Origin of the sequence: Paenibacillus sepulcri, assembly GCF_042647105.1 — a bacterium.
GTDB classification, from domain to species: Bacteria; Bacillota; Bacilli; order Paenibacillales; family Paenibacillaceae; genus Paenibacillus_Z; species Paenibacillus_Z sepulcri.
The window spans coordinates 7649804-7666750 of the sequence record NZ_JBHRUP010000001.1 but is presented as its reverse complement, the minus strand read 5'-3'; the positions used below and the strand labels follow the sequence as shown (position 1 = coordinate 7666750).

15 protein-coding genes are annotated in these 16947 nt (G+C 50.8%); 5 read left to right on the top strand and 10 right to left on the bottom strand.

Annotated features, from left to right (window positions below):
• Nucleotides 1–105: 105 nt before the first annotated feature.
• On the bottom strand, nt 106–2349 hold the full coding sequence (locus ACFOLF_RS33270) for a helix-turn-helix domain-containing protein (RefSeq protein ID WP_210043917.1): 2244 nt from the start codon (nt 2347–2349) through the stop codon (nt 106–108).
• A 239-nt stretch (nt 2350–2588) separates the two neighbouring features.
• On the opposite strand from ACFOLF_RS33270, the gene ACFOLF_RS33265 reads away from it, so the two are divergent.
• Both ACFOLF_RS33265 and ACFOLF_RS33260 read left to right on the top strand, forming a co-directional pair.
• Nucleotides 2589–3083: a C40 family peptidase gene (locus ACFOLF_RS33265; protein ID WP_210043918.1), complete on the top strand. Its 495-nt coding sequence runs from the start codon at nt 2589–2591 to the stop codon at nt 3081–3083.
• A gap of 199 nt (nt 3084–3282) precedes the next feature.
• A complete protein-coding gene (locus ACFOLF_RS33260) occupies nt 3283–4452 on the top strand; it encodes an MFS transporter (protein ID WP_210043919.1) in 1170 nt (389 codons plus the stop codon).
• A gap of 190 nt (nt 4453–4642) precedes the next feature.
• Here ACFOLF_RS33260 and ACFOLF_RS33255 read toward each other — a convergent pair whose 3' ends face one another.
• On the bottom strand, nt 4643–5476 hold the full coding sequence (locus tag ACFOLF_RS33255) for a helix-turn-helix transcriptional regulator (RefSeq protein WP_210044047.1): 834 nt from the start codon (nt 5474–5476) through the stop codon (nt 4643–4645).
• A 350-nt stretch (nt 5477–5826) separates the two neighbouring features.
• Between ACFOLF_RS33255 and ACFOLF_RS33250 the strand changes: the two genes are divergently transcribed.
• The 3 genes from ACFOLF_RS33250 to ACFOLF_RS33240 are packed head-to-tail and all read left to right on the top strand — an operon-like array spanning nt 5827 to nt 9162.
• Complete coding sequence (locus ACFOLF_RS33250; RefSeq protein WP_210043920.1) at nt 5827–6525, top strand: response regulator transcription factor; 699 nt, start codon at nt 5827–5829, stop codon at nt 6523–6525.
• A complete protein-coding gene (locus ACFOLF_RS33245; RefSeq protein ID WP_210043921.1) occupies nt 6522–7997 on the top strand; it encodes a sensor histidine kinase in 1476 nt (491 codons plus the stop codon). The genes ACFOLF_RS33250 and ACFOLF_RS33245 overlap by 4 nt, the downstream gene beginning before the upstream one ends.
• A complete protein-coding gene (locus tag ACFOLF_RS33240) occupies nt 7990–9162 on the top strand; it encodes a PD40 domain-containing protein (RefSeq protein WP_210043922.1) in 1173 nt (390 codons plus the stop codon). The genes ACFOLF_RS33245 and ACFOLF_RS33240 overlap by 8 nt, the downstream gene beginning before the upstream one ends.
• A 19-nt stretch (nt 9163–9181) precedes the next feature.
• On the opposite strand, the gene ACFOLF_RS33235 is transcribed toward ACFOLF_RS33240, so the two are convergent.
• From ACFOLF_RS33235 to ACFOLF_RS33200, 8 genes are all read right to left on the bottom strand, one after another.
• Nucleotides 9182–10327, bottom strand: coding sequence for an efflux RND transporter periplasmic adaptor subunit (locus tag ACFOLF_RS33235; RefSeq protein WP_210043923.1), 1146 nt, complete (start codon nt 10325–10327; stop codon nt 9182–9184).
• Nucleotides 10328–10372: 45 nt separating this feature from the next.
• Nucleotides 10373–11251, bottom strand: a complete 879-nt coding sequence (locus ACFOLF_RS33230) for a carbohydrate ABC transporter permease (protein WP_210043924.1) — start codon at nt 11249–11251, stop codon at nt 10373–10375.
• A gap of 14 nt (nt 11252–11265) precedes the next feature.
• On the bottom strand, nt 11266–12147 hold the full coding sequence (locus ACFOLF_RS33225) for a carbohydrate ABC transporter permease (protein WP_210043925.1): 882 nt from the start codon (nt 12145–12147) through the stop codon (nt 11266–11268).
• Nucleotides 12144–12266, bottom strand: coding sequence for a hypothetical protein (locus ACFOLF_RS33220; RefSeq protein ID WP_379112638.1), 123 nt, complete (start codon nt 12264–12266; stop codon nt 12144–12146). Before ACFOLF_RS33220 ends, ACFOLF_RS33225 begins: the two co-directional genes overlap by 4 nt.
• Nucleotides 12259–13566 carry an ABC transporter substrate-binding protein gene (locus tag ACFOLF_RS33215; protein ID WP_210043926.1) on the bottom strand — a complete coding sequence of 436 codons (1308 nt, stop codon included), beginning with the start codon at nt 13564–13566 and terminating at the stop codon, nt 12259–12261. Before ACFOLF_RS33215 ends, ACFOLF_RS33220 begins: the two co-directional genes overlap by 8 nt.
• 379 nt (nt 13567–13945) lie before the next feature.
• Entirely contained in the window at nt 13946–14941 is a 996-nt protein-coding gene (locus ACFOLF_RS33210) for an acrylyl-CoA reductase family protein (RefSeq protein WP_210043927.1), read from the bottom strand.
• Between the two features lie 211 nt (nt 14942–15152).
• Complete coding sequence (locus tag ACFOLF_RS33205) at nt 15153–16001, bottom strand: oxidoreductase (RefSeq protein ID WP_210043928.1); 849 nt, start codon at nt 15999–16001, stop codon at nt 15153–15155.
• Between the two features lie 467 nt (nt 16002–16468).
• A complete protein-coding gene (locus tag ACFOLF_RS33200; protein WP_379112635.1) occupies nt 16469–16831 on the bottom strand; it encodes a winged helix-turn-helix transcriptional regulator in 363 nt (120 codons plus the stop codon).
• Nucleotides 16832–16947 lie beyond the last annotated feature (116 nt).

Here is a 16947-nt window from a genome sequence, read left to right as displayed (position 1 = left end):
CTCCTGCGTGATCGGATCTTATAGGCTTAAGGATACTTGTTTGCTGGTAACGACAAAGAAACCTCCGGCTGGTTCAGCCGGAAGTCCCTTGTCAGAATCGCATCATCACTGCTTCTCCCGGTATTGACTCGGCGTCATCCCGGTTGCTTTCTTGAATACCGTAAAGAAATGGCTTTTCGTCTGAAAACCGGACCGTTCCCCGATATCCGTCACCGTCCAGTCCGTCGATACCAGCAGCTCTTTCACCTTGACAATCCGTTCCTGAAGGATGTAATCCGAAAGCGTCTTGTCGAATACCTCCTTGAACAGCTGCCGCACATGCCGTGTCGACAAGGAAAGATGCCCGGATATTTCTTCGATCGTCAGCATCGGATCATGGAGATGGTTCTTTACGTATTCCACGATTTCCGTAACGACCTCATCGCGGCGGCTCGCGCCCTTCTTGCTGCTCATATCGTCGATGATGCCGAGCAGCTCCTGCTCCAGCCAGCCCCTTACTCCGCTGAGCTTGTCGAACGACTCCAGAATATTCTCAATACCCTCAACCGATTCCACGGAAGGCAGCTTATTGAACGTTTTGAACAGCGTGTAGAGCATTAAGGAAAGCTGAAATTTGCTTTGTGTATAATGCATCGTCTGCATATGGGCGAATATCAGGTCCAGGCTTGCCGCAATTTCCTCGGGCCTTCCCATTCGCACCTTCTTGATCAGCTCATCGAGCAAATTATCGTCGGCCAGCGGTTGAACGCGCTGCATATAGTCTTCAAAATCCCGTTCGATAAAGATTTTCTCCGCGCCCGAAATAAAATTGAGCATGGTCAGCTCATGAATATGCTGATAAATACTGCGCACATCGTCGCTCAACGACTTCTGACCGCTCACGGCAGCAGTGATATGTATTTGCGTCCACTGTCTGATCTGTTCTCTGGCTTCCTCCAATACCCCGGTCAATTCGTTCATGGGAACATGATTTCCCGATATCAAGAGAGCCAGGTGGTCGCCGCCAAGGTCGACCGATTCCGCATACCAGCTGCGGTTGATAACCTCTTCGGCAATATTGCCGATCGCATATTTCATCAGCTTTCTCGAGGCAAAATTATACTGCTCCTTGAACCGGCTGAATTCATTGATCCGGATGACGCTGACATAGAGCTCCTCGTGCTCGAACAGACTGGATTGTTCTCGGAGATAATGCTCCACGGGCGTAATCAGCTTTCCTTGCAGAATCCACTGCCTCAGATATTCGGTCTTAATGACATTCCGGTGCTCGCGCATGGAGGAGTCAAGCTGCCCCATCCGGTCTTCCAGCATTTCGATCCCGTAGCGGATGACTTTATACTCAGCCATGGAGCTGTCGTCTTTTTGATTATTTTTCAAATGAAGGCCGAATTTCATCTCCAATTGATCGGCAAGCTGCGAGAATGGCTTATAGGTGCGGCGGGAATTCCAGAACAGGATGGCGATCAGCACGACAACGAGGCAGGAGACAAATATGATCATTTTCAAACGGAAGGAAATAAAATCGGCCCGGATGCCTTCCAGCTTGGCCATATGATAGATATACCAGCCCTGCGGCTCGATCAGCGCATATTGAACAGACCAGGACTCGCCCTTATGATCCTTCGTGTAGCTGCCTGAACCCTTCACCGCAGTCGCAGCCAGCTCCATATTCAATTGCGTGGAGTCGGAAGCTCCCAGCATGAGATTACCTTCATTGTCCAGAATAAACGACTGGATCTCCGAATTGGCGTCCCCCTTGAGCAAATACTGCTTCATCAAGGCATCATTCAGGAGCAGGACCAGATACCCGAACGATTGCTGCCCGGATGGGACGGTTGGAATGATCATCGCGAGCTTCGTTGTGCCATTGACCTGATGAACGAAGAACCGCTGATAAGAGCTCCTTTTTTGTTTCGCCATCTCCAGCATGGGCTGGTCCCGGAATTGCTGAAACGAGGATAAGCCATATTTGAGGTCGATAGTATGCTCAGTCCGCATGTTAATTAAATAGACATTGTCCAGAAAGGGCTCCGTTGTCATATATTTATTGGCCGCCACAATGGCGTCGACCTGGGTCCCCTGGGATTCTTCGCTTGCCATCAGCCAGGTGCTGATGCTTTTGTCCGCATACATATTAAATCCGTACGCAATCATCTTGTTGAAAATAAATTCGGCATTATCCCGTGAATGTGCTATCTCTGTCTCATTCACCTGATCAATCTGTTTCATCGCGTAGATGGAGAACTGATGGGTCATCATGTACACAAAAGGTACGGAGACGACCGTGAACAGAATGCATAAACTCAAGAAAATCCGGATGTACGCCTGCTTAGGAATAAAACGATTCATATGGCTCCCCCTTCGTCCACTCGATCAAATTTTATATTCAATAAGCTGTAAACGCAATCATTTTCGGCATGTCCGAAGAGATGAGAGGTTTTTCATTCTCTTCTCATAATCGGGTTTATTCCGTTGAAGATACAGCGGTTTCCTTCTTTTTGGGAAATCCTGGTGAAAAATAAGTGTGCTATAGTAAGAAACAGTTTACAGTTTATTAACACCTACGCTTGGAGGGAAAGCATACGATCATGACCAAGAAAAATCTCAAGAAGAAACCATTCCTGAAAAACATTATGGTCACAGCCATTTGCGCTGCGATCGGATTCTCAGCTACCGCAGCCGTCCAAACACCATCGGCGCATGCCGCTACGCCCGCGGCTCTAAGTCTCATCAGCTCGGGTACCCAATTTCTTGGTGTTCCTTACCGTTTCGGCGCGCCGGCAGGCGTTACATACGCATTTGACTGTTCGTCTTTTATTCAATATGTGTTTAAAGCCAGCGGCATCAAGCTTCCCCGCACATCGGTCGCGCAAGCGACGGCAGGGAAGAAAGTGGCAAAGGGCTATCTCAGTACAGGCGATCTTGTATTCTTCAATACGGGAGGCGCCGGAATCAGCCATGTTGCGATCTATGCGGGCAACGGCAAAATCCTGCACAGCTCGAGCACCAAAGGGGTCACCATTGCGAGCATGAACACAACCTATTGGCAGAGCAAATACGTTACCGCACGACGTGTGCTGTAACTTCAGTCTTACGTAGAACCCGATCCGTGCAGCGTTTGCACGGACCGGGTTCTTTTTTTGTTGCCGGCTCTCCGGCCTCCTCCCAGCTCCGGCTGACTGGCGTAATTTTGTAGAGGAATCCTGAAACATTCATCGAACTACTCTAAGAGCCCGTCTTATAGCACCAGGATGAAGTCAATACGAGTAAAGGATGGAGAGCATGCCTGTTAATCTTGCGTATTTTCTGTTTTTCTACGTTTTTATCTATATGAGCAATGCGGTATACGGTACGTTCATTCCGCTGTACTTTCAACATGTCGGATTCTCACAGTCGCAGATCGGAACGCTGCTCAGTCTCGGTCCGCTGATTGCCATTCTCGCCCAGCCGGTCTGGGGTACGCTGAGCGACCGCGCCAGAACCAAGAACAGCATCCTGCTGCTGCTGATCGCCGGAAGCGGAATATCCATGCTGCTGTATCCTTTGTCCAATCACTTCGTTTATCTTCTGATCATGATCTGTCTGTTTACCTTTTTTCAGACCTCGATTTTTGCTGTCAGCGACGCCGTGACGCTGGAGGTTCTGGACAAGCGCAAGCGGGGCAATTACAGCCATATCCGGTTGGGCGGAACAGTCGGTTATGCGATCATGTCTATCCTGTTCGGTCTCATCGCGCAGAAGCGCATTGACCTGATGTTCGGCATTTACGCTGCCATTCTTGCAGTCTGCTTTTTGCTGGTTCTGCGTTTTCCCGCAATAGAGGGACATCAATCCAAAGGGAGGAAAATGAGGGTTTGGGTGCTGTTAAAAAACCGGAAGCTTGTGGTTTATATGGCTGCCAATTTTGTTCTTCAGATCACTCTCGGCTATTATTATGGATTCTTCCCCCTTTATTTCAAGGAATTGGGAGGAAGCAGCGCATGGCTGGGATGGTCGATGGTGATCTCTTCGCTTAGCGAGATTCCGTTCCTGCTTCTGTCGAACCGAATCTTCAAGCATGTCAAGATTCCTTATATATTGATGGGGGCTGGAGCTGCTGCCGCACTGCGCTGGTATCTGTTCTCCGTCATTCAGAATCCCTACTGGACCCTGCCGGTTCAGGTTCTGCATGGACTGATCTTTATCGTATTGTCCGTGACCATGGTAACCGTTATTAACAAGGAAGTACCGAATGAGCTGAAAGCAAGCGGTCAAACATTTAACGGCCTGCTCAGCCTGGGAATTGCCCGGATCATAGGAAGCATTGCGGGAGGCGTTGCCAGCGAAGCCTTCGGCATGCGCAGCGTGTTCTTCTATAATTTCATTGTCGCGCTGGTCTGCATCGTCGTTTTCTCCGCTGTCTTCTGGCTGCAGGGCAATCGGGAGAAAGCCAGTATCGGCGCTGGCTCCTGAACGTAAGGATCAGCAAGCCAGCCGAATAAGGCGCAGCTGATCCTTATGTCTTCCGGCATACAAAGAACGGTCTTCTTCGCATCCATGCGAACGAAGGCCGTTCTTTGTTTCGTTCGATGAATGCTGCGCGGATGCGATGAGGATTATCAGGCGGGCTGCTGCGCTGAGCATGCAGGAAGACAGTCTTGTTTTATTTGATATGGATTAAACCGGATTTATTGGTATTGTTTTCTTGTTGATCATTGTTCTGATGAACCCGATTGAGGAACACATTCATCAACAAGGGAAGGGAAATAAGAATGGGCGGATCGTCCAGACGGGGAACGTGGAGCATGACTTGCTGATGGGGGACGATCGTATTGGGGCCGACGAATATAGGCTTCTTCGAGCGGGTTCGCAGAGTAGCTTGAGGAAGCAGAAGATCCACCCCCTGCGTTCCCCAGGAAATCGTAGTTGCCATCAAATAATAGGTTCCCGGCTTGACTCCGGTAAAGCAGAAGCCCCCTAGTGACGGCAGCACGGTTCCGTACAGCGGGAATCCTTCCGGAATAGGCTTGGCAAACAAGCCGATCAAAATGATGCCCTCAAATGGAATCTCCGCTTGAATGGACCCTTCTACCCGGTCATGCCGATCGGAAACAAGCTGCGCCGTCTGCCAATCTTTAAGCTTTTCCAGGGAATTAAAATGGCTGTTCGCCTGCTGCGTCGAGTTGCGGAAATCGGACGGTGTCATGCCTACCTTCTCGGTAAAACGGGTGGTAAAGGTTCCCAGGCTTTGCTGTCCAATCTCCAGACCGATGTCGCGTATGCTCAAATTTGTGCGCAGCAGCAGATCCTTGGCCTTCTGAAGCCGGAGCGAGGAGACATAATATAAGGGCGGCAGACCGATTCTTTCCTTGAAAATGCGTGTGAAATGATAAGGACTGTAAGCTATGTGGCCGGCCAATAAGGAAAGCGGAAGCGGATCATAGATGTTCTGATGTATGAATGCGATCACCTCGTCTATTTCTGCGTACCGATCCATTGCCATACCTGCATCTTCCTTCCGTTATTTGTCCATCTCCTTGATCAGAACATTTGTTCTCATTAAATGATAACACATATTTTATTCCCTGGGAACTGTCTATTTTTAGTTTAATTGTAAAAAATGGAGGAGGCAATGGCACACCGCCTTAACCTTTCTCTAACTGTTGAATATGTATCCGGCTCCCGCTTACATGTATCCAAAATGTAAAATCAGCCGGTAAACTCTGTCAAAGAAACTATGGCCTCTGTTCATTTGCTACAATAATAAAAGACAGACAACCCGATCATTTACTTCAGCAACTCGAAGGGTCCCCTCGCGAGGCGCCGAAATTAAGGAGTGCAGCATAAATGCTTAAGCAAAAGATTCTTGTCGTAGAGGATGAGGAGGCCATCGCGGAGCTGCTTGTCTATGCCCTGGAGAGAGAAGGATTCTCCGTCATGCGCGCAAGCACCGGGAATGAAGCGGAATCGATGGGCCGTTCCGGCCGGCCGGATCTGATCCTGCTTGATTTGATGCTCCCCGACGGGAGCGGATTCGAATTATGCAAAATCGCGGCGAAGGAGGATTGGAATATCCCCATCATCATGCTGACAGCGAAATCAGATATGGTGGACAAGATCCTGGGAATGGAGCTCGGAGCCGACGATTATATTACGAAGCCCTTTGACGTGCGCGAAGTCATTGTGCGGATCAAAGCGATCTTCCGCAGAATCGGCCTTGTTATCAAGCAATCCCAGGGCAATGCAGCGGAACGCCTCGCGATCGGCGGACAAATTGAAATCGCCAGAAGGCAGCGGAAAGCGTGGAAGAACGACGAGGAAACGGATCTGAAGAACAAAGAATTTGATCTGCTGCTGTTTCTCGCCGATAACCGGGGCATCGTATTCACGCGTCCACAGCTGCTGGATCAGGTTTGGGGATTCGATTTTGCCGGCGATACCCGCACCGTCGACATCCATGTCCAGCGGCTGCGCAAAAAGCTTGACGACGGCGACGGGAATTCCGTTATCGAAACCGTGTTCGGCGTAGGGTACCGGATGCCATGAGCAGTACCGGCGGAATCCGGTTTCCCATCCGGCATAAGCTCCTGTTGTCTTTTACCGTCGTTATATTCGCCGGCTTGTCCGCCCTGCTCCTTGTATCTGTGAGAATCACGGAGCAGAATGTCTCGGGCATCATCAATCAGGACATGATTCAGGCCAACAAGACGATCGAGCTTTATGTCAAACAGTATTTTCTGACCCGAAATATATCAATGGATCAGGACTCTATCGGCTTCGAAGCGGATGGTCTTGTCAAGGAGCTGAGCGCTGCCGTCGGCAGCCCGATATCGGTGTACGATCCCGCAGGCAAGGGTTTATCCGATCTGAACGCGGATTTGATGCCTGCAACCAACGACTTCGCCGAGTCCCTGCATGGCAAAATCGCCTATTCCCTGCGGCAATCCGGCACGGAAACCACTGTCCGTCTGTCAAGTCCCGTAGAGTCCGGCGGTAAATTGATCGGCGTTATCCATATGGTAAAGGATTACTCGGGCTTGTATGATTTTACAAGCCGCTTCCTGTCGACCGTAAGATGGTTTGCCGTCGGAATTTTCCTGCTTGTCTTCCTGACCGCCGCCCTGCTCGCAGTCCGGATCACGAAGCCCTTGGGCAAGCTTGCGCGCAGTCTTGAGCGTGTTTCCGAAGGGATCTATGAGACTGCACCCCCGGCCCTCAGCCGCGATGAGATTGGCGATTTATCCCGTTCATTTATGATCATGGTCAAGCAGATTAAAGCGCAGATCGCCATTATTGAGCGGGAACGGGATACGCTGCAGGAAACCCAGGCTATGAGCAAAACCTTTTTCGATAATGTAACCCATGAACTGAAGACGCCTCTTACGACGATCCGCGGCTATGCGCAAATCATGATGGAGAACGGATTTACGGATCCCGTTTTCTTCAACAAGGGCATGAAATATATTCTGGACGAAAGTCAGAGGCTGAACGACAAGGTCGTGCAGATCATTGAATTTTCGACTGCCGCTGCGGAAGGTTTTGATTACCGGCTGGAGGAGGTCGACTTGTCCAATCTGGTTAGGGACGTCTGCGAAGACATGAGGGTCAAAGCCAGAAAATACGGGATCCGTATTGATTGCGCCGACGAGCCGGGTCTTCAGCTTATCGGCGATGAGGTCAAATTACGGGAAATGCTCATTAATGTGGTGGATAACGCGGTCAAATACGGAGGCGTGAACACGACCATTCATGTTACCGCCGAACAAGCGGCGGATAACCGGATCCGCATACGGGTGGAGGATCAGGGGCCGGGCATTGCCGAAGAGCATCTTCATCGTCTGTTCGATCCGTTCTATCGTGTTGCGGGCACCAAAAAAGAAGAACGCGGAAGCGCCGGACTTGGCCTTGCGATCGTGAAGACGATCGCGGAACGTCATAACGGGCATGTAACCATTGACAGTCAGCTTCATCAGGGTTCGACAGTCACGATTGAATTGGGAGGTCATGATCATGAGTGAGCGCAGCCGAGCACCTTTCTTCCGAATGATGGCGCTGGCCGTTCTGATGGCCGTCATCATTGCAGCTTTTCTGGGGGTCGGGGAGCTTGCCTTACGAACGATTGACGGCGACAAGACGGTTGTGCTGGACCCTTCGCTGTTTCAGGAAGCCGCCGGCGAAGGCCTGCGTATCGATACCATCATCAAACGCCATGTAGACAGCCCCATGAAGGAGGCCAAGCTGCTGGACGGGGATCAGATATTGTTCCACGCTACCGGAAGCGGAGAAACGAATGACCCGACCGCACTCGCCGTCTATAGCATCGACAACAACCAGATCCGCGATATCGTCCATAATCAGCCGATTCTATCCAGCAGCTTGTCCCCTGACGGGACCAGGCTTATTTACAGCTCTGTCCAGGGCGGCAAAGACATCATTACCGTCTGGTATGATCTTGTGAACGACAAGACCATCGACATCTGGGATGGATACTCGTATTGGGCGACTTTGCTGAACGATAACCGGTATATTGATTTATCTGGATACGGATATAAATCAGAAATCAGAATGTATGATTTAAAAACAGGACCAAAAAAGTATAAAACAATTGCCATGATAAACGACTCTATTTATGCAAAATACGCCCAATCGATTGACAAATCGATTGAATACCAAAAGAAGATGGCAGCCAAAACACTAAAGCCAATGCTGTCCCCCGGTGGCCATTATCTCTCCATTCAGCTGATGATGACATCGGGTCTCTCGGCCATTCATACCATTAAGCTGGACGATGATACGGCATCTGATACGGTTGAGATGGAAATTTATGAATTTACAACGCTCCGGGACGGCAGACTGCTCATATCCGGCCGTATTGACGGTGTCGAGGGACTCTATCTCGCTTCCGGCGGTGACGCTCCCGTTCTGCTGAAGGAAGGCATGTTCAGCAATCTGGCGGCAAGTTCTCAGATGGATGCCGTTTCCTATCTCACCCGCACAGGGGATGAGCGTCCGAAGCTATTGGCCGGAAAACTGGACGGCAATCGGCTGACCTCCGAAATTACCGTGTATGGCGATCCCGGCTATGTCGGGCTGCTGCAGTGGAGCAGCGATGGCAAAGCGTTGATCTGTACCGCAGAAGGCCTTGAAGGGACGGAGGTTTACAAGTTTCAATTCGCCTCCTGATCCCTCGCCTGCCGGCTTCCTACAATCTCACCCTGCTGCCTTCCTGAATCGGCTCGCTGCTCTCAATAATGATTTGCTCCTGGTCGAACAACCCGCTCACAGCGGTTTGAAACTCATTGGAATCGGTGACCTTAACGGACCTGCGCGCTGCGTAAAAAGCGTTCCCGAGCGGCCCCTGCCGTTCTTCAACCACATAGACATACGCTCCCGAGCTGTCCTCCCGGATGGCCTGGCTTGGAACGAGCTGCGAATCATCATCCTGGCTGGATTGTGAAATATCCACCTGAATCCGCTCGCCTCCATGAAGAGACTTGTCCTGAACCTTGATCACGAGCTGGTTTGCCGCAGCGGGCGTCTGCGTTTCTCCGGAAGCGTTCTGGCCGCCATTATCCGGCACGACGGTGTCTTTAATTTCCGCGATGCTGCCCTGGATGGCCCGGTTGCCATCTTCAGAGAGCTTCGCCTCAAGCTTATCTCCAAGCTTGAGCCCGGATGCAATAGCGGCGGGCACCTGCAGTTCGAATTGGAAGCCAAGACCGGTGTTGGAGAGCTGGATATCCGGACCTGCAGGAGACCCTGACAGGCCTTCCATGGCATTGACATGAGTTACGATCCCGTCGAATGGCGCGAGCAGCTGCTGATTTTCCCCTATGGTCTTCTGCAGCGCTTCCAGATGCTGCTCCTGTGTTGCGATATCGATTTGGGCGCTCTCCAGGGCGTTTTGAGCGTTCAGCTTGGCCGCCTGATCTTCACTTTGAGCAGCCTGAATATAGTTAAACTGCAGCATGCTGACGGATAGCTTCAACTTCTTCATGGCGGCCTGCGCATCCTCAAGCTGGCTCTGGGCATCGCTGCTGTCATAGTTGACGAGCGCCTGGCCTTTATGAACCGCATCGCCTTCCTTCACCAGCACCTTGCTTACCTTCCAGCCCGCCGGGTTCTGCAGGTCCGCCTCCTGTACAGGCCGGACGGTTGCATTGCCCTGATACGTATGGGCCAGATTTCCCGCCGCCGGCTGTCCGGTTATCACCTTGGGCAGCGTCAGGTTCAGCAGCGTGTTGCTGTACAGGGTAACGACGATAAGCATGCCGAAAAACAGTATGGCGATCAACCGGATCCTGCGTTTGCGTGCCGCAAGCTTTTGTTCATCAGTCTGATTGTCCACTTTCATCACTCCTAAGGCTCTCCACGGAAATCTTGATCCAACCTTCTATCCTTTAACTCCCGACAGCTGCACGCCTTGAATAAAATAGGATTCAGCATACAGGAACAACAGAACCATCGGCGTCATATACAGCACGGATGCTGCGAATCCGACACCCCGCGCATTCTGGTTAATCTGCGCCAGATACAGCGATAACGGCTGCTTATCCAAATCCTGCAGAAATATGATCGGTTGCTCGACCATATTCCAGTAATCGACAAACAGGAGAACCGTCAATGCGGCAAGTCCCGGTTGAACAAGCGGAAGAATAATCCGGATGAAGATGGTCAGATGCCCGGCTCCGTCCATTTTGGCCGCTTCCATGTAGGAATACGGAATATGCGTCATAAATTGGCGCAGCATGAATACACCGAATGCGCTGAATATTCCCGGCAGTATTATCGCAGCTGTCGTATTCAATAATCCCAGCTTCTCCACCACCATATAATTCGGAACCAGCGTGACCTGAAACGGCATGAGCATCGTCATCAGATAGACCAGAAACAGCTTGTCCCTTCCCTTGAAGCGCAGCTTGGCGAAGGCATAGGCCGCCAGTGATGCGATTACCGTTTGGCCGGCGATAATCGGCACGACCATTCCTGCCGAATTCCAGAACATTTTCATAAACTTCGGATTCTGGATCAGCACCTGCGAGTACTGCTCGAACGAAAGCCAATCCGGAAGGATCTTCAGATTCACGAAGAGGTCCTTCCCTCCTGCCGCCGCGTCCAACATCTTGCCGATTAAATCATAATTCCGGCCGATCTCCTGCTCCGTCATGAGTGAATTTGTAAAGGTAAGAAGGATCGGCGCCACCGTTGCCACGGCTATGATCCCAAGCAGGAGAGTCAGCGCCAAACGGGGCAGCCATCGTGGTTTTATCATAGGCCCTCCCTCATTTACTCCATAAATTCCCGGAATCGGCGCTCTACCGAGAGCAGCACCGTCACCAGCAGGACGATGCATCCCACCATGAGCGCGGCGGCTGCGGTCAGGCGCTGGATATCCAGTGTAAAAAACATATTGTTCATATAATGCTGCAGCATATAGATGCGGTCGTAGGGATAATCGCCTGCGAGCAGGTAGGTCTCCCGGAACACCTTGAAGGAATTGATAATCGAGATTAATAATACAAAGAACAGGGTCGGCGTCAAATAAACGAGCGTAATATGAAACAGCTGCCGCAGCTTGCCTGCCCCTTCAATGCGGGCGGTCTCGTAGTAATCCTGCGGGATCGACTGCAGCCCGGCCAGAAACAGGATCATATCGTAGCCGATATTTTTCCAGATATACATAATCACCAGCACCACCATGGACCCGTCCGATTTCAGCCAATCGATCCGTCCCCAGTGGAGACCGTTCATCCAGGCATTCAGGCTTCCGTTCCAGTCGAACAGGATCTGCCAGATCATAACGACGGAAGCAACCGGCACAACCAGCGGCAGAATAAAGGCGGTCTGGAGCCAGTTGCGCAGCCAGACGCGCTGATTGAGCAGCACAGCCAGAATCAGGGACAGCGCGAGGAGAAGCGGAACGCTCACGCCGGTGAATAGAAGCGTATTGTTCGCTGCTTTACGGAACGAGCCGCTGGCGAGCAGCTCTTTGTAGTTGTCGAAGCCGACAAATGAACCGCCGATCGTCTGGTCTGTGAACGAATAATAGATGCCAATGGCGAACGGGATCACGAAGAATACGGCAAACCCGGCCAGGCTGGGAGCCAGAAACAGAAGCGCGGCCATCCCGTCCCTGCGCAGCAAACGGGGAAGCCGGAGCCTATTCATCGGGCTCCCCATCCGACATCGCAGCCGCGCTGGCAGCCGTGATCAACTTCTTTATGCTCGCTTTCTTCATAGTGCCGCTTCCTCCTTATCGTTGATTTGGCCGCCTGCAGCTTATTCATTCAGATACAGCACAACCTTGTTCTGAATCAGCTTGGCGACATCCTCCGCCGACTTCTGACCGCTGAAGAAGGCTTGGCATTCTTCTGTGACAATCTCGTCAATTCTGGATGGTTTCCCGAGAGCGTGCACCGCCCCCGTCACATTGGCTTCCAGCTGATCAAGCCGTTTCAGCATTGTACTGTCGGGCTTGATCGCAGAACTGTTCGCCGGGCCATTCTTGTAGGCCTGAACCCCCTCGTCCCGAAGCTGCTTGATTTGTTTGTCGTATGCGCTTTTGTCGATGGGAAAACCACTGCTAACCGAGGTATTGCCGGGAATGGAATTGGCCTCCTCGGACAAGAGGAAATGGATGAAATCCCAGGCTTCCTTCTTGACGGGCGAGCTTGCGCTGATACCGAGAGTCTGGCGGGCCCTAAAATAGCCTCCATCTCCCATTTCCTGCGCATGCGGCTTGGTATAAAACTTCGCCTGTGAGGCATAGGCCTCCAATACGTACAGATAATCCGCCGGTGACTGAATCTGAGCTTCTTCGAAGTATGTTTTTTTAATATTTTTACGGCCGCCGGCAAGCGCATCATAGACCACGCCTTCGTCGAACATGGCCTTGACCTGCTTCATCAATCCGGTAAACGATGCCGAATCGAAGCTCGCCCGGCCATTCGCTTCATCCACGAACAGACCGTAGTTCTCGGAAACCATCTCGGTCAGCATATAATCCGGGGAACTGCCGAATGCATGCTCATACCCGCCTTTTTGGGATAATTGCTTCGCCATTTCGGCAAATTCGCTCCATGACCAGTTCTGGTCGTTCACCTGCTCGCCGGCCTTCACCAGCGCGCCCTCATCCCCGATCAATCCGCTGAGATAGAAAGATAACGGCATGGCGTAAAGCCCTCCATTAATCTGCGAGTTATCGAGGATATTGGTGAAATAGTCTTCCTTCTTGAACGTTGGATCCTGCTGCATCAAGTCGCTCAGATTCACCAGCAGGTTCCGGTTCACATATTTCTCCGTGGGCAGCAAATCCATTTCAATCAGGTCAGGTCCTTTGCCGGCAAGCATGGCCGTGTTCGCAGCGGCAACGAATTTCTCTTGATCTGCCAGCTGCTTATCGGGATCATTGACATCGGTTTGGGCGACCTGCAGATCAATCTCGATATTGGGATGGAGCGCTTCATATTTCTTCACGGCTGTTTGGATCTGCTCATTCCGGCTGTAGGTTGAGATCACAAGCTTCGCCTTTCCACTGTGCTCCGCCATTGACGGATCGTCCGCTTCCCGCTTCGTCTGTTCGCTCACAACCGTCAGTGTCCCCCGTTCCCTGAGGCGGAGTTGGCCCCTCTATATCGGAATTTCCGCTGCTGCAGGCAGCTGGAATGAATAGAACAAGGCAGCTTACGATCCATAGTCCTTTTATGTTCATAACGCCCCTCTCCTCCTTGTCCCGATCAAGGCTTTCTCTTGCGACCTGCTAAATGTAAAACATAGATGTTAAAATAACTTCTCCGATTTATGTACAAATTGTATCCAAACTCAAATGCTCAGGAATAAGGGAAGCCCGAGGTGGATTCTCCCCGGGCAGCAAAAAATCCGAAAGACGCCGCTTCACGAGCAAAGCGGCATTCTTCCGGATTCATGACGGATTTCGTTTGTAAATGAGTTTAGGAACAGCCAGGCATCAGGATATCCGAACGAGCACCCTTCCCCTGGTTTGCGATTTCAGAATATCCGTCAGCGCTTGAGGCAGCTCGTTCAGCGTTATTTCCCGGTCCACGAGCTGCTCGAGCACGGCGGGCTTCAAATCCGTCCCCATCCGCTTCCAGAGCTTCTCACGAATGTCCGCGGGGCACAATACCGAATCTATTCCGAGCAAATTCACGCCCCGCAGAATAAAAGGGAGCACAGTGGTCGGAACAGCCGTCCCTCCCGTCAGTCCGCTAGCGGCGACCGAACCGCCGTAAGCAATATGGCTCAAAACAGCGGCCAGCGAGCTTCCCCCCACCGGGTCTACGGCAGCCTGCCACAGCTGCTTGTCCATCGGCTTGATGCTGCCTCCGCTATATATCGCATCCCTGTGAATAACCTCGCTTGCGCCAATGGATTTCAAATAATCCGTCTCGGCAGCCTTGCCGGAGCTTGCGGCAACCTGATAGCCCAAAGCGCTCAGCATGGCAATAGCCGAGCCGCCGACTCCGCCGGTCGCGCCGGTTACCAGAACCCTGCCCTTCTCCGGGGACATGCCATTCTCCTCCAGCCGCTGAATGGATAGCGCCGCTGTGAAGCCGGCGGTCCCATAGATCATGGCCTCCCGCAAAGAAAGGCCCTCCGGCAGCGGAACGGCCCATTCTGCCGGGATACGCGCGTATTCGCTGAATCCGCCATAATGGGAAACGCCGATCCCGTAACCGGTTGCCAGCACAGGCTGTCCCTCATGAAACCTCTCATCCGCAGAGGACACAACATGCCCGGCCAAATCAATGCCGGGAATAAAAGGATACGATTTTACGACTTTTCCATCCGGGGTACCGGCAAGGCCGTCTTTATAATTCACACTGGAATAAGATACCCTGATCAGAACATCCCCTGGAGGCAAATCCTCCATTGATACTTGCTTTACCGCGACTGTGAAGGCTGCCTCATGCTCCACAAGCAGTGCCTGAAACCGTTCCGACATCCTAAAGCCCTCCTAGCTTGATCATGCGACCGTGCAATCGCAATCATCCGTTATGGACCACAGGATCAGTATAGTCGATAAATGGCATCTTTCACATGCTGTATGGCGCTTTCTTTTACCTTCTGCTCGAATACCCGTTCCACCTCATGAAGTTTTGCCTGACCTAATTGAACAGGCTGCCGATCTTGCCGGCAGCCTGGTTCGTTCTGCGTTAGTTGGTTGGGAAGTCCGTACTGCGAGATATACTTTCCCATGCGCTGTACTCGGCCTTCATTGCATCGAGCTTCTGCACGAGCTGTTCATAGGCAGCATTGCCCAGGATAAGCCGATGAGGCTTGTCCTCCTGCTCGACCAGCTTGATTATCACCTGCGCTATTCGCTCTGGATCGCCAGTCAAAAATGATTCCCCTTGTTTTTCCAACAAATCCTTCACGGCGCCGGATGTTTTGTCATACGCCGGATTTCGGACGCTTTGACGATTTTTTTGCATGATTCCGGTTTTCATTCCACCCGGTTCTAAGAGTAAAACCTTAATACCAAGCGGCTCTACTTCTTGCCAGAGCGCTTCCGTCAATCCTACAAGAGCGTGCTTGCTTGCACTGTAATAGCCAAGCGACGGCATAGCGACTACTCCGTTGAGAGAAGAGACGTTCACGATCGTTCCTTGTTTTCTTTCGCGCATCCCCGGGAGGACGGCGCGTATGATCGAAGCAACTCCGAAAAAGTTCGTTTCGAATACGGATCGAATAGCATCGTCTTCTCCCTCTTCGATAGCGGAGCTGTATCCGATCCCTGCATTGTTTACAAGAACATCGATCTTCCCGTATTTTTTCTCTGCTTCCTCAACGACTTCCAGGACCTGTTTAGAGTTGGTAACATCAAGTGCAGCGACATGGGCTGTATTCGGAAAACGATCCGTAAGCTCCTTAAGAAATTCGGGATTCCGGGCCGTCATCACGACGCGATGGCCATGATTCAGAACGGCCTCCGCCAAAACCCTTCCAACGCCGCTCGAAGTACCCGTAATAAGCCAAACGGGATTGTTAGACTGTACCTGCATATTTGAACAACCTCTTTTCAATACGTTTTATTGAGGTTCGAATGGCCTCGGTGTCCACTATAGCAGGTATGATTCCCTTCCAGAAGAAGGATATTTTTTTAAATATGCTGTAGAAAAGTAAAGTCACGCATATTAAGCCGACTCCGTATGATTATTATTCCCTACCAATGGAGGATCTACATGATCATGGGCACCTAATCATCAGTAAGAAAAGAAAAACGCCATTCCTTTCGTGGAGTAGGCGTTTTTTTGACGGCCGTTCTTCTGTTTCGGTTCAAGAACTTTATACGGTTTGAGGCCAGGAGCATGACTTTACTTTTATAAAGCATATATAAAAAAATCGCGTCCTTATGAAAAAGTTTGATCCCTGATATAGTGGACTCCAAGGCAATCGAAGCTTCGGTCGCCATCATAAACGAGAAGAGGTCATTCAGATATGTAGGCACAGATTGCAAGCCGCTTCCCTATTATTGAACAGGAGAATCCCATTCCTTTTTCCAGCGATTTATTTCTAGAAAAACTTCCGAAAAAGCTTTTCCCTTTTCGGTAATCGAATATTCGACTGTTACTGGAACGGTAGGAAATACTTGACGATTAATAATTTGATGTTCTTCCAGATTTCGTAAAGTATCGGTTAAACCTTTTGTATTCAAGTTGCCTAAATTTCTTCGTAATTGATTAAAACGCTGGGGCTCCTTTAAAAGCTCTGTTATGACTAAAAAAGTCCATTTTCCCGAAAAAAATTGTAAAACTTCGGAAATCGATTCAACGCAATTAATATCGAACTTCGACATTTCCGATTTTATCGGCTCGCATTCGTTTTTTTCCAATTTTATCAACTCGCATTCATTTTTATAATAATTAGACTGAAAAATAAAGTCAGTGATTGGAATTGCAGTATAGTAAATAACATTCGAAATGTCACTGGAAACACCAGGTAAATTTG

Coding starts and splice junctions, on each gene's coding strand:
- ACFOLF_RS33270 (WP_210043917.1), bottom strand. CDS start 2,349: ATGAATCGTTTTATTCCTAAGCAGGCGTACATCCGGATTTTCTTGAGT.
- ACFOLF_RS33265 (WP_210043918.1), top strand. CDS start 2,589: ATGACCAAGAAAAATCTCAAGAAGAAACCATTCCTGAAAAACATTATG.
- ACFOLF_RS33260 (WP_210043919.1), top strand. CDS start 3,283: ATGCCTGTTAATCTTGCGTATTTTCTGTTTTTCTACGTTTTTATCTAT.
- ACFOLF_RS33255 (WP_210044047.1), bottom strand. CDS start 5,476: ATGGATCGGTACGCAGAAATAGACGAGGTGATCGCATTCATACATCAG.
- ACFOLF_RS33250 (WP_210043920.1), top strand. CDS start 5,827: ATGCTTAAGCAAAAGATTCTTGTCGTAGAGGATGAGGAGGCCATCGCG.
- ACFOLF_RS33245 (WP_210043921.1), top strand. CDS start 6,522: ATGAGCAGTACCGGCGGAATCCGGTTTCCCATCCGGCATAAGCTCCTG.
- ACFOLF_RS33240 (WP_210043922.1), top strand. CDS start 7,990: ATGAGTGAGCGCAGCCGAGCACCTTTCTTCCGAATGATGGCGCTGGCC.
- ACFOLF_RS33230 (WP_210043924.1), bottom strand. CDS start 11,251: ATGATAAAACCACGATGGCTGCCCCGTTTGGCGCTGACTCTCCTGCTT.
- ACFOLF_RS33225 (WP_210043925.1), bottom strand. CDS start 12,147: ATGAATAGGCTCCGGCTTCCCCGTTTGCTGCGCAGGGACGGGATGGCC.
- ACFOLF_RS33220 (WP_379112638.1), bottom strand. CDS start 12,266: ATGAATAAGCTGCAGGCGGCCAAATCAACGATAAGGAGGAAGCGGCAC.
- ACFOLF_RS33210 (WP_210043927.1), bottom strand. CDS start 14,941: ATGTCGGAACGGTTTCAGGCACTGCTTGTGGAGCATGAGGCAGCCTTC.
- ACFOLF_RS33205 (WP_210043928.1), bottom strand. CDS start 16,001: ATGCAGGTACAGTCTAACAATCCCGTTTGGCTTATTACGGGTACTTCG.